The organism is Variovorax terrae (genome assembly GCF_022809125.1).
Lineage (GTDB): Bacteria > Pseudomonadota > Gammaproteobacteria > Burkholderiales > Burkholderiaceae_C > Variovorax_A > Variovorax_A terrae.
The window spans coordinates 113,174-124,841 of sequence record NZ_JALGBI010000003.1; the positions used below are offsets into that span (position 1 = coordinate 113,174).

Here is an 11,668-nt window from a genome sequence, read left to right on the forward strand (position 1 = left end):
GGCGGCCGATTCTTATTTCACGGATGAGAAATCTGTTTCATGAATGTGAAATATAGACCCCAGCCCATTGTGCGCAGGATGCCTTGTTTCCCATACTTCACCCACTCAAAGGTGAAGTCATGTACACATCCATCCGAATCGACAAGCAGGGCAGCGTCTGGCGCGTGGTGCTCAACCGCCCCGAAGTGCGCAACGCGCACGACCTGGACATGTTCAAGGAGCTGGTCGCGGCTTTCGACGAGGTCGAGAACGACCCCGCATGCCGCTGCGCCGTGCTCACCGGCGCGGGCGACATGTTCAGCGCTGGCCAGGACCTGCGTTTCACGCGCTCGGCCGATGCCCAGGCGATCGACGCCTACGGCCGCTTCAACGTCGCGGCGCGCCAGCGCATCCAGCGCAATTTCAAGCCCGTGGTCGCCGCGGTCAACGGCCCGGCCATCGGCGGCGGCGTCTACCTGGCCACGGCCTGCGACCTGGTGGTGTCGGTCGACAGCGCGTACTTCCAGATGCGCGAGATCCAGGCCGGCAATCACAGCGGCGGCGCCTTCCTGTTCACCGTGGGCCGCGCCCGCTCGCTGGAGATGTCGCTGCTGGGCCGGCGCGTCAGCGCGCCGCAAGCCGAGGCCTGGGGCCTGATCAACCGCAGCGTGCCGGCCGACGGGTTCGACGCCGCGGTGGACGACTACGTCCATGCGCTGCTGGAGCTGCCGCCGCTGGCCATCCGCTACACCAAGAGCGCCACCAACCTGCTGCTCGATTCGGCCGGCTTCTCCACGCATTCCGAGGCCAGTGCGCCGATGCAGCGCTACCTGAGCCTGAGCCCCGACGGGCGCGAGGCCAAGCGCGCCTTCAACGAACGCCGCAAGCCGCGCTTCACCGGCGCCTTCCCCCAGGCCGCCGAGGACCGCTGAATGACCCAGGCACTCCAAGGCTGCAAGGTGCTGGACTTCACGCACGTGCTGGCCGGCCCCATCGCCACCAACTACCTGTGCCTGCAGGGCGCGGACGTGGTCAAGGTCGAGTCCGCGCAGGGCGACACCATGCGCAACTATGGCGGGCTGACACCGGGCCAGCCCGGCAACGCGGGCATGGGCCCGTCCTTCGTGTCGGTCAACAGCGGCAAGCGCTCCATGGTGCTGGACCTCAAGAACGAGCGGCACCTGGCGGTGGCGCGGCGCCTGGTGGCCTGGGCCGACGTGGTGATCGAGAACTTCCGCCCCGGCGTGATGGACCGGCTGGGCCTGGGCTACGAGGCCTGCAAGGCGATCCGGCCGGACATCGTGTTCTGCTCGGTCTCGGGCTTCGGCCAGTCGGGGCCGCTGCGCGCCAACCCGGCCATCGACCAGATCATCCAGAGCATGTCGGGCCTGATGAACCTGTCGGGCGAGCCCGGCAGCGGGCCCATGCGCATCGGCTTTCCGGTGGTGGACACCTTCACCGGCATGCTGGCGGCGCTGGCCATCGTGTCGGCGCTGCTGCGGCGCGAGAAAAGCGGCGAGGGCCAGTACATCGACGTGGCCATGATGGACGCGGCCATGGTGATGATGGTGTCGGTGGCGGGCCCCTACCTGGCCGCGGGCATCCAGCCAAAGAAGCAGGGCAACCTGGGCTACAGCATGTCGCCCACGGCCGACACCTTTCCCACCGCGCGGGGCGACATCACCATCGGCGCCGTGCGGCAGGACCAGTTCGAGCAGCTGTGCGCCGTGCTGCAGCGCCCCGACCTCGTGGCCGACGCGCGCTTCGCCGACCGGCGCTCGCGCCAGCAGAACGCCGCGGCGCTGCGCGCGGAGGTGGTCCGTGCGCTGGCCGCGCGCACGGCGCTCGAATGGGAAGAACTGCTCAATCAGGCCGGCGTCGCGGCCGGGGCGGTGCGCGAGCTGCACGAGGCGCTGGCGCACCCCCACTTCGCGCACCGCGGGCTGACCCTGCCCGTGCAGCCGCCCGGCGGCGACCCGGCGCGCATCCTGAACACCGGCTTCCTGCTCGCTAGCGACCCGGGCGGCACGCGCCGCCCGCCGCCGGCCCTGGGCGAGCACACCCGCGAGGTGCTGCAGGAGCTCGGCTACCCGCCCGCGCAGGTGGACGCCCTGCTGGGCGCCACGGCACCAGACGCCACCTGACCCCCCAAAAAAAAGGAGACACCATGGACAAAAGACATTTCCTGCGGCTGCTGGCCGCCACCCCGGTGGCCGCGGCCCTCCCCACCTCGGCGCAGCAGCGCTACCCGGACCACGCCGTCCGCCTGATCGCACCGTTCGCCGCGGGCAGCACCAGCGATACGTCGGCGCGCTTCATCGCGCAGTACATGGCGGTGGCACTCAAGCAGAGCGTGGTGGTGGACAACCAGCCCGGCGCGGACGGCCGCATCGGCATGATGGCGGCCAGGAACGCCGCGCCCGATGGCTACACACTGGTACTGGGCAGCTGGACCAACCTCGCGGTGAATCCCATCCTGATCAAGGCGCTGCCCTACGACCCGCTCAAGGACTTCAAGCCGGTGGCCGGCATCGGGCGCAGCATGCTGGGCATCGCGGTGCCGGGCAATTCGCCGCGCAAGACGCTGGCCGACCTGCTCGATGCCGCCAGGAGCCGGCCGCGGGCGGTGAACTTCGGCAACTTCGGCACCGGCTACCGGCTGGCCGCGGAGTGGCTGTCCAGCCTGTCGGGCGCGCAGTTCACCCATGTACCGTACAAGACCACCAGCCAGATGAACACCGACCTGGCCGGCTCGCAGATCGACGCGGGCATGGACGGCGTGACCTCGCTCACGCCGCTGGTCAAGTCGGGCCAGTTGCGGCTGCTGGCCGTGACCGGCGAGCAGCGCCACCCGGAATTCCCCGAGGTGCCGACCATCAAGGAAACCTACCCCGAGTTCTCGGTCTACGGCTGGTCGGCATTGATGGTGCGCGCGGAGGTGCCGGACGAGATCACCGCGCGGCTGGCCGCGACCGTGCAGGCCATCATGGCCTCACCCGAAGGCAAGGCGTTTGCACAGCGCGTGGGCTCGGAGCTGCTGCTGCGCGGCACCAGCGAGATGCGCAAGTACCAGGTCGAGCAGATCGAGACGCTGCGCCGCGTGGCCGAGGCGGCCGGCATGAAGCCCGAATGAGCCTGGAGCTTGCTCAGCGCCTCTCAGGCGCGCGGGCGGCCCGACGCCGCGAAGGTCTGCGGCAGCGCTTCCATGTGTTCGCGATGCGCGGCCACCACGCCGCGCAGCGCGTCGAGAAAGCGCTCCTTGTTCGCACGCAGCGCCGCGATGCGCCCGCCCAGGCCCAGCACCATGGGCGGCTGGTGCTGTGGCGCGGCCAGCAGCATGGTGATGATGCCCGAGCCCGGCGTGGACACGCCTTCGCTGTACGACCAGCCGCGCTCGCGGCACAGGTCGAGCCGGGCCTGCAGCTCCGACAGCCGCACCTGGCGGGCCGGCGCCTCCTGGGCGTTGATGCGGCTGACCAGGGCGCGCAGCTCGGCGCGCGGCTTGAGCGCCAGCACCACCTCGCCCATGGCCGAGCGCAGCAGCGGACGCAGCGCGCCGGTGCTGACGTCGGTGCGCCCCGTGGCGTCGTTGCCTTTCACCACGTGGATGTACTGCATCTGGAAGCCGCTCTGGATGCCCAGCACCGCGGTGCAGCCGGTGTCGTCGCGCAGCCGGTACATGAGCCGCACGATGGTGCCGTCGCTCAGCAGCGCGTCGTTGACCCAGATGCCCAGCAGTGCCGCGCGCACGGTGGGCACGAAGGTGCGCTCCTCGCGCGAATAGTCCAGGTAGCCCAGATCGCGCAGGGTGTTGAGCAGCGCGAAGGTGCTGGACGCCGGGTAGCCGAGCGCCGCGCAGACCTGGGTCAGCGTGGCCGGCGCGCGCCGCTGCGCGAAATATTCGAACACCTCGACCACGCGCTGCGCGGATTTGACGGGGGGAGCCATGCGGCGATCCTAACGCCCACGCCGCGCGGGCCCAGGCGCCTGCCCCGTGTTTTCTCATCCATGAATTTCAACTCCGGAGTCTTTTCCCCATGAAACTGGCCACCCTTGCCCGTGACGGCCGCGCCGTCCCCGCCCTGTTCGACGCCGCTGGCGTGTTCGACCTGCAGGTGGTGCTGGCGGTGCTGCCCACCGGCCAGCGCCACGGCTTTGGCGGTGCCGCCGCCGGCCCGCTGTCCATGCTCGACCTGGTCGCCGCCGGCGAGCGTGCGCATGCGCTGTGCCGCCAGGTGGCGCAGCAGCCGCATGCCTTCGCCGTCGCGCGGATCGCGCCGGCCCAGGTGCGCCTGCTCGCACCGCTGCCCCGCACGCCGCGCAACGTGTTCTGCCTGGGCCGCAACTATGCGGACCATATCCAGGAGGACAACCTCTCGCGCGACAAGGCGACGCCGCTGCCCGAGCATCCGCAGTTCTTCACCAAGCCCGCCAGCGCCATCGTCGGCGACGGTGCCGCCATCCGCTACGACGAGCGCGTCACGCGCCGGCTGGACTACGAGGTGGAGCTGGCCGTCGTCATCGGCACCGGTGGGCGCGACATCGCGGCGGCGGACGCGATGCGCCACGTGTTCGGCTACACCATCGTCAACGACATCACCGCGCGCGACCTGCAGCGCCGCCACGACCAGTGGTTCAAGGGCAAAGCGCTGGACACCAGCTGCCCCATGGGGCCGTGGATCGTGAGCGCCGACGAGATCGCCGACCCGCACGCGCTCGCGATCGCGCTGGACGTCAACGGCGAGCCGCGCCAGCACGCCAGCACCGGCGACATGATCTTCAAGATTCCGCAAATCATCGAGTCGCTCTCGGCCGGGCTGACGCTGGAGCCCGGCGACGTGATCGCCACCGGCACGCCCTCGGGCGTGGGCTACGCGATGAACCCGCGCCGCTTCCTGACAGGCGGCGACGTGATCGAATGCCGCATCGACGGCATCGGCCGGCTCGTCAACACCGTCGAAGCCGTTCAGCCTGACGCTATCAAATAGATAGCACTCATCATATGCCGGGCCTGGACTGGAGCCTCATTCTGCGATAATTTTGGAATGACAGCGCCAGCCGCCCCCGACCACCCCTACGACCGGCGGCTGGTGGGCTGGCTGTCGCTGGGCCAGCTCATCACCTGGGGCAGCGTGTTCTACACCTTCGCCCTGCTGATGGAGCCGGTCGAGCGCGAACTCGGCCTGAGCCGCTCCCAGTCCTCGCTGGCCTTCAGCCTGGCGCTGCTGACCGAAGGCCTGCTGGCCTACCCGATGGGCCGCTGGATCGACCGCGGCCACGAGCGCGCGGTGATGACCGGCGGCTCGCTGCTGGTGGCCGCCTGCCTGCTGCTGCACAGCGCGGTGCACAGCCTGGCCGGCTTCTACGCCGCCTGGATCGGCCTGGGCGCGGCCATGGCCGCCACGCTCTACAACCCGGCCTTCGCCGTCGTCACGCGGCGCTTTCCCCACGACTTCCGCCGCGCCATCATCACGCTGACCTTCCTCGGCGGGCTGGCCAGCACGGTGTTCATCCCGCTGACCGCCTGGCTGATCGAGCAGCTCGGCTGGCGCCGCACGCTGTGGGTGCTGGCCGGCCTGCACCTGCTGGTCTGCGTGCCGCTGCATGCGCGCCTGCTGCGCGGCGCCCCGGTGGCTCCCGCCGGGGCCGGCACCGCGGCGGGAACGCCGGCGGCTTCGCTGGCGCGCAGCCTGCGCAGCGCGCCGTTCCTGCTGATCGGCGTGTTCGTGGTGCTGATGATGGCGATCACGGCGGCGCTGCCCGCCCACATGGTGAGCCTGCTGCGCGAAAACGGCCTGGCCGAGGCCTGGGTCATCGCCATTCCGGCCAGCATCGGCCTGATCCAGGTGCTGGGGCGGTTGCTGCTGTATTTCTTCGAGCACCGCTTCGACCTGCATCTGGCCAACCGGCTGATCCCCTGCCTGATCCCGCTGGGCCTGGCCGCGCTGCTCGCGGGCGGCGGCCACGGCGGGGCGGCGCTGCTGTTCGTGTTGCTCTACGGCATGGGCAACGGCATGCTGACCATCGTCAAGGGCACGGCGATCGCACAGTACGTGAACCGCGACCATGTGGCCGCCCTCAATGGCGCCCTGGGCCTGCCGATGGCCCTCGCGCGCGCGGTAGCGCCGCTGATGCTGGGCCTGCTGTGGAGCCGGGAGCGCGGCTACGCCCCGGGCCTGTGGGTGCTGCTGGCCGCCAGCGTGGTGGCGGTGCTGGCCCTGCTGCAGGCGCAGCGCCGGGCGCTGCTGCCGGCGCGACAGCAGGCCGAAAGCGCATGACCCACCAGCCGCAGGCGGCGGATGGGAAGCAAGAGAAAAAGAAGAAATCGGGCTGGCGTGACCGGCAACCCTGGCGGGAGCGGCGCCGTTGCGGCGCAGCCCCCGCGGCAACTTACTGCGCGCGCAGGCCGTTGCCGTCCACCACGACGCGGGCGCCGACGGCCGGCGCCGTGGCCTGCTCGATGGTGCGCACCGAGCCGTCTTCCATGCGGACCTGGACCTGGTAGGCCGTGGTCTTCTTCATGTTCTTCTCGACCGCGTTGCCGGCATAGCCGCCGCCAACCGCGCCCAGCACCGTCGCCACCGTGCGGCCCGTGCCGCCGCCGACCTGGTTGCCGACCACCGCGCCCAGCACGCCGCCGGCCACGGCACCCAGGCCGCTGCCCGATCCCTTGTGCTCCACCGGGGTCACGGATTCAATGGTGCCGCAGTTGGCGCACACCACACGCGCCGGCGCGGGAGCCGGTGCCGGCGTGGCCTCGCCCACCACCGTCGGCGCCGGTACGGGCTTGCGCGCGACATGGACCGGCGCCGGCTTGGGCGCCGTCACCACGGGTTTGGCCACCGGCTTGGGCGGAGCCACCTCGTCGGCGGGCTTCTCGGCCGCCGCCGGCGCGGTGACGACCGGCGCCACGCTGGGCGGGGTCAGGGCCGCGACGGGCGCGGGTGCGCTGGCCTGCGGGGTTTTGGTCTGTGTGTAGATCAGCGTACCGGCCAGGCCGACCACCACCACGGCCAGGGCGCCCACGGCGGCCCACAGGGGTTTGGTGCTGGAAGCCGCCGGGGCGGTTTGATCGAACGTCGTGCTCATGATGGATTCCCTTTCTGCCGCAGACCATCCGCGGCCCTCGTGTGTCACGCTCTCTAACGCGCGACTGGCCCCAAAAGATACACAAGACCGTGCAACGCACGATGTCAGTTTGTAACTCGTCGTGAAGGACGGTACTCCCCGGCCCCTCGGACTGTCAACTATTTCACGGCGGCGTCGCGCCTTACGCCGCGCCTCAGAGGTTGGGCGCGAGCAGGCGCTGCAGCGCCTGCTCGCTGGCACCGCGCCGGCGGGCCAGGTCCTGCAGCTGGTCCTCGCCGATCCGGCCCACGTTGAAATAGGTGCTCTGCGGGTGGCTCAGGTAGAAGCCGCTGACGCTGGCGGCCGGCGTCATGGCCAGCGATTCGGTCAGCCCCATGCCGATCTCCGCGCATTGCAGCAGGTCGAACATCGGGCCCTTGACGCTGTGGTCCGGGCAGGCCGGGTAGCCCGGCGCCGGCCGGATGCCGGTGTACTTCTCGGCGATCAGCTCGTCGTTGCTCAGGCCCTCCTGCGCCGCATAGCCCCACAGGTCGGTGCGCACGCGGTGGTGCAGGCATTCGGCCAGCGCCTCGGCCAGCCGGTCGGCCAGCGCCTTGAACATGATGGCGGAGTAGTCGTCGAGATCGTCGAGGAAGTACTTCTCCTTCTTCTCTGCGCCGATGCCCGCCGTCACGGCGAACACCCCCGCGTAGTCGGCCACGCCGCTGGCCCTGGGCGCCACGAAATCGGCCAGGCAGCGGCTTGGGCGCATCACGCCCTCGATGGCCTGCTTCTCGGTCTGCTGGCGCAGGCCGTACCAGGTGAGCACGGGCTGGCTGCGCGACTCGTCGGCATAGAACTCGATGTCGTCGTCGTTCACGCTGTTCGCCGGGTACAGGCCGATCACGGCGTTGGCGGTCAGCCAGCGGCCTTCGATGAGCCGCTTGAGCATGCGCTGCCCGTCGCTGAAGACGCGCACGGCTTCGGCGCCGACGATCTCGTCCTTGAGAATGGCCGGGAACGGCCCGGCCAGGTCCCAGGTCTGGAAGAACGGGCCCCAGTCGATGTAGCTGGCGAGTTCGGTGAGATCGAAGTTCTTGAACACGCGGCGGCCCAGGAATTTCGGCCGGGGCGGCTGGTAGCCCGGCCACTCGATCGGCGTCTTGTTGGCGCGCGCCTGGGCCAGCGGCCACAGCGGCACCTGCTTCTTGTTGGCGTGCTGGTGCCGCACCTTGTCGTAGTCGGCATTGATCTCGTCGATGTACTTCGCGGCCTGGTCGGACAGCAGGCTCTGCGCCACGCTCACGCTGCGCGAGGCATCGGGCACGTAGACCACCGGGCCTTCGTAGTGCGGCGCGATCTTCACAGCCGTGTGCACGCGCGACGTGGTGGCACCGCCGATCAGGAGCGGGATCTTCCTGATGCGGAAGTGGTCGTCCTTCTGCATCTCGCCGGCCACGTACTGCATCTCTTCCAGCGACGGCGTGATCAGGCCCGACAGGCCCACGATGTCCGCGCCCTCGACCTTGGCCTTCGCAAGGATCTCGTGGCACGGCACCATCACGCCCATGTTCACCACCTCGAAGTTGTTGCACTGCAGGACCACCGTCACGATGTTCTTGCCGATGTCGTGCACGTCGCCCTTGACGGTGGCGATGACGATCTTGCCCTTGGTGCGCACGTCGCGGCCGGCGGCCTCGTCCTGGCGCTTTTCTTCCTCGATGTAGGGAATCAGGTGGGCCACGGCGGACTTCATCACCCGCGCCGACTTCACCACCTGGGGCAGGAACATCTTGCCGGCGCCGAACAGGTCGCCGACGATGTTCATGCCGTCCATCAGCGGGCCTTCGATCACGTGCAGCGGTCGCCCGCCAGTGGCCAGGATGGCCCGGTAGGCCTCCTCGGTGTCCTCGATGATGAAATCGGTGATGCCGTGCACCATGGCGTGCGACAGCCGCTGGTTCACGTGCACGGGCTGCTCGGGCGTGCCGCGCCATTCGAGCTTCTTGCTCTCGTCCTTGGCGCCGCTCTTGGCCGTTTCGGCAATCTCCACCAGGCGCTCGCCCGCGTCGGGCCGGCGGTTCAGCACCACGTCCTCGACACGCTCGCGCAGCTCGGGCGCCAGGTCATCATAGACGCCGACCATGCCGGCGTTGACGATGCCCATGTCCATGCCGGCCTGGATCGCGTGGTACAGGAACACCGTGTGGATCGCTTCGCGCACCGGGTCGTTGCCGCGGAAGCTGAAGCTCACGTTGGACACGCCGCCCGAGACCTTGGCGCCCGGCAGGTTCTGCTTGATCCAGCGCACGGCGTTGATGAAATCGACCGCGTAGTTGTTGTGTTCCTCGATGCCGGTGGCAATGGCGAAGATGTTGGGGTCGAAGATGATGTCCTCGGGCGGGAAATCGATCTCATCCACCAGGATGCGGTAGGCGCGCTCGCAGATCTCGATCTTGCGCTCGTAGGTGTCGGCCTGGCCCTTCTCGTCGAAGGCCATCACCACTGCGGCCGCGCCGTAGCGGCGCAGCAGCCGGGCCTGGCGCTTGAAGGCATCGACGCCCTCCTTCATGGAGATCGAATTGACGATGCCCTTGCCCTGGATGCAACGCAGGCCGGCCTCGATCACCTCCCACTTGGAGCTGTCCACCATGATCGGCACGCGCGCGATGTCGGGCTCGGAGGCGATCAGGTTCAGGAAGCGCACCATCGCGGCCTTGCTGTCGAGCATGGCCTCGTCCATGTTGATGTCGATCACCTGGGCGCCGTTCTCCACCTGCTGGCGCGCCACGGCCAGCGCTTCCTCGAACTGGTTGTTGAGGATCATGCGCGCGAAGGCCTTGGAGCCGGTGACATTGGTGCGCTCGCCGATGTTGACGAACAGCGTCCCGGGACCGATGCTCACGGGCTCGAGGCCCGATAGCTTCATGAAAGGAACAATGGCGGAATCTGACATGGCTCACCCTGCGTAAAGGAAGGTGAGCGTCGTTGCGGTAAACCCACCCAAGCCTGACGGACCTGCCATGAACAGGCTCCGCTGCAACGCTCCTTGGGTTACCATGATTTTAATTGCTCATTGCCCCGGCCGCCATGGCCGCTTCATTCACCCATGTTCCAGAAGTTATTTGGCCGAAGAACCGCCGATGCGTCCGAGTCCCGTCTGCCGCAGGAGCGGCTGCGCGCGATCGAAGGCTCGTCCAGCGCCGATCTCGCGGCCGACATGCTCACCGCGCCCAGCGCCCTGATGCAGCTCACGCACGAGGAAGCGCGCGCGGTGGTGAGCTACATGCAGCCGCGCAAGATCGCCGTGGGCACCACCTTCATCAAGGAAGGCGACACCCGCGAGACCGACTTCATGCTGCTGGTGCTGGACGGCGAGGTCACAATCGAGTCGATCGTGGTCAGCCGCACCGAGCCCATCACCGTGACCGTGCTCGGCCCCGGCAGCCTGATCGGCGAGATGGGCCTGCTCGACGGCGAGCCGCGCTCGGCCTCCTGCACCGCCATGACCCATCTGCGCTGCGCCATCCTGACGCGCGACGCGCTGGCCGAACTGCTGAACGACGACCCGCGCACCGCGGCCAAGCTGATGATGGCGATCTCGCTGCGGATCGCCGAACGCATGCGCGAGAGTGCGGAAAAGCTCAAGCTCTACGCCCAGCTCACCCAGGCCATGCAGGAAGAAATCAACCAGCTGATGCCGCTGTGAGCGCCAGGCCTGCCGCGCCTGGGGCCTTGCGCCGCCAGGGCAGCAGCGACAGGCGGCCTGTGGTATATTGGACACATCGCGTTTGCGACTTTGTCCACTTCGCCTCTTCGGGCGAAGCAGGGTTCTCGGCAGCAGAACCCGCTAGTCAGGCCCTGTAATCGCGAGGGTTGCGCCTTTGACGCGCAGATAGCCCCGATCTCCCTCCTACCTGCCCTTTCAGACACTGCTGCTGCGGTGTCATGCGACCTGCCCCTGTTGGGGATGTGGCCTGAGCGGACAGCCCCGGAACCCCTGGCATTCGGGCGTGCCTTGTCTTTCTTCTTCGGATGGCGGCCAACCCGCCATCGTTCTGCATTGAATTTCATCAACAATACGATCTCCGTCGGCAAGTACCGCGTTTCGCCACTGTCCAGGCAACGGGAAGACGGCCTCTACGCCGCCAGCGTTTCCATCAGCAGCGGCCGCGGCAGCGCGTCCACCGACCGCGTCATGCGCTTCGGAGAGGCTTTTCACACCCAGGACGCAGCGCACCGGTACGCCAGCGAGCAGGGGCTGATCTGGGTGCTCGAAGCCCAGCGCCCCGCAGGCGCGCGGCCGTCCTGAGCGCCAGCCCCTGGCACCCCTTCATTTGAGTATTAACGGAGCACACGATGGCCAAAGAAGATCTGATTGAAATGAGCGGCGTGGTGGCGGAAGTCCTGCCCGACTCCCGCTTCCGTGTGACACTGGACAACGGCCACCAGCTGGTGGCCTACACCGCCGGGCGGATGCGCAAGCACCACATCCGCATCCTGGCGGGCGACAAGGTGTCGCTGGAGCTCTCCCCGTACGACCTGACCAAGGGACGCATCAAGTTCCGCCACATCGAGGGCCGGAGCCAGGCGCCCGCCGTGCGCCGCACCCGCTGAGCGT

Annotated in this window: 11 protein-coding genes and 1 riboswitch; of the genes, 8 read left to right on the top strand and 3 right to left on the bottom strand. The window is 68.7% G+C overall.

Annotation, left to right across the window (positions count from 1 at the left end; translation table 11 throughout):
* Positions 1 to 119: 119 nt before the first annotated feature.
* Genes MMF98_RS19900 through MMF98_RS19910 form a run of 3 tightly spaced genes read left to right on the top strand, consistent with a single transcriptional unit; the run spans position 120 to position 3,112 of the window.
* The gene (locus MMF98_RS19900) at positions 120 to 911 is read left to right on the top strand and encodes an enoyl-CoA hydratase/isomerase family protein (protein WP_243308939.1); all 792 of its coding nucleotides are present in this window, start codon (positions 120 to 122) and stop codon (positions 909 to 911) included.
* Positions 912 to 2,123 carry a CaiB/BaiF CoA transferase family protein gene (locus MMF98_RS19905; RefSeq protein WP_243308940.1) on the top strand — a complete coding sequence of 404 codons (1,212 nt, stop codon included), beginning with the start codon at positions 912 to 914 and terminating at the stop codon, positions 2,121 to 2,123.
* A 23-nt stretch (positions 2,124 to 2,146) separates the two neighbouring features.
* Positions 2,147 to 3,112: a Bug family tripartite tricarboxylate transporter substrate binding protein gene (locus MMF98_RS19910; protein WP_243308941.1), complete on the top strand. Its 966-nt coding sequence runs from the start codon at positions 2,147 to 2,149 to the stop codon at positions 3,110 to 3,112.
* Positions 3,113 to 3,135: 23 nt separating this feature from the next.
* Here MMF98_RS19910 and MMF98_RS19915 read toward each other — a convergent pair whose 3' ends face one another.
* Complete coding sequence (locus MMF98_RS19915) at positions 3,136 to 3,927, bottom strand: IclR family transcriptional regulator (protein WP_243308943.1); 792 nt, start codon at positions 3,925 to 3,927, stop codon at positions 3,136 to 3,138.
* An 89-nt stretch (positions 3,928 to 4,016) separates the two neighbouring features.
* On the opposite strand from MMF98_RS19915, the gene MMF98_RS19920 reads away from it, so the two are divergent.
* Together MMF98_RS19920 and MMF98_RS19925 are read left to right on the top strand one after the other, a co-directional pair.
* Positions 4,017 to 4,967, top strand: coding sequence for a fumarylacetoacetate hydrolase family protein (locus MMF98_RS19920; protein WP_243308944.1), 951 nt, complete (start codon positions 4,017 to 4,019; stop codon positions 4,965 to 4,967).
* Between the two features lie 57 nt (positions 4,968 to 5,024).
* Entirely contained in the window at positions 5,025 to 6,257 is a 1,233-nt protein-coding gene (locus MMF98_RS19925; protein WP_243308945.1) for an MFS transporter, read from the top strand.
* Positions 6,258 to 6,369: 112 nt separating this feature from the next.
* Here the strand turns inward: MMF98_RS19925 and MMF98_RS19930 are convergent, their stop codons facing one another.
* Positions 6,370 to 7,068, bottom strand: coding sequence for an outer membrane lipoprotein (locus MMF98_RS19930; RefSeq protein ID WP_243308946.1), 699 nt, complete (start codon positions 7,066 to 7,068; stop codon positions 6,370 to 6,372).
* A 193-nt stretch (positions 7,069 to 7,261) separates the two neighbouring features.
* The gene (metH, locus tag MMF98_RS19935; RefSeq protein WP_243308952.1) at positions 7,262 to 9,976 is read right to left on the bottom strand and encodes a methionine synthase; all 2,715 of its coding nucleotides are present in this window, start codon (positions 9,974 to 9,976) and stop codon (positions 7,262 to 7,264) included.
* Positions 9,977 to 10,020: 44 nt separating this feature from the next.
* A riboswitch (S-adenosyl-L-homocysteine riboswitch) is annotated at positions 10,021 to 10,104 on the bottom strand.
* A gap of 52 nt (positions 10,105 to 10,156) precedes the next feature.
* Between metH and MMF98_RS19940 the strand changes: the two genes are divergently transcribed.
* The 3 genes from MMF98_RS19940 (at position 10,157) to infA (ending at position 11,664) form a co-directional block, all read left to right on the top strand.
* Entirely contained in the window at positions 10,157 to 10,756 is a 600-nt protein-coding gene (locus tag MMF98_RS19940; RefSeq protein ID WP_243308954.1) for a cyclic nucleotide-binding domain-containing protein, read from the top strand.
* Positions 10,757 to 11,110: 354 nt separating this feature from the next.
* Entirely contained in the window at positions 11,111 to 11,359 is a 249-nt protein-coding gene (locus tag MMF98_RS19945) for a hypothetical protein (protein WP_243308956.1), read from the top strand.
* A gap of 47 nt (positions 11,360 to 11,406) precedes the next feature.
* A complete protein-coding gene (gene infA / locus MMF98_RS19950; RefSeq protein WP_243308958.1) occupies positions 11,407 to 11,664 on the top strand; it encodes a translation initiation factor IF-1 in 258 nt (85 codons plus the stop codon).
* The last annotated feature ends 4 nt before the right edge of the window (positions 11,665 to 11,668 follow it).

What these genes read in the sequence shown, in the direction of transcription:
- MMF98_RS19900 (WP_243308939.1), top strand. Translation starts at nt 120, where the DNA reads ATGTACACATCCATCCGAATCGACAAGCAGGGCAGCGTCTGGCGCGTG.
- MMF98_RS19905 (WP_243308940.1), top strand. Translation starts at nt 912, where the DNA reads ATGACCCAGGCACTCCAAGGCTGCAAGGTGCTGGACTTCACGCACGTG.
- MMF98_RS19910 (WP_243308941.1), top strand. Translation starts at nt 2,147, where the DNA reads ATGGACAAAAGACATTTCCTGCGGCTGCTGGCCGCCACCCCGGTGGCC.
- MMF98_RS19915 (WP_243308943.1), bottom strand. Translation starts at nt 3,927, where the DNA reads ATGGCTCCCCCCGTCAAATCCGCGCAGCGCGTGGTCGAGGTGTTCGAA.
- MMF98_RS19920 (WP_243308944.1), top strand. Translation starts at nt 4,017, where the DNA reads ATGAAACTGGCCACCCTTGCCCGTGACGGCCGCGCCGTCCCCGCCCTG.
- MMF98_RS19925 (WP_243308945.1), top strand. Translation starts at nt 5,025, where the DNA reads ATGACAGCGCCAGCCGCCCCCGACCACCCCTACGACCGGCGGCTGGTG.
- MMF98_RS19930 (WP_243308946.1), bottom strand. Translation starts at nt 7,068, where the DNA reads ATGAGCACGACGTTCGATCAAACCGCCCCGGCGGCTTCCAGCACCAAA.
- metH (WP_243308952.1), bottom strand. Translation starts at nt 9,976, where the DNA reads ATGAAGCTATCGGGCCTCGAGCCCGTGAGCATCGGTCCCGGGACGCTG.
- MMF98_RS19940 (WP_243308954.1), top strand. Translation starts at nt 10,157, where the DNA reads ATGTTCCAGAAGTTATTTGGCCGAAGAACCGCCGATGCGTCCGAGTCC.
- infA (WP_243308958.1), top strand. Translation starts at nt 11,407, where the DNA reads ATGGCCAAAGAAGATCTGATTGAAATGAGCGGCGTGGTGGCGGAAGTC.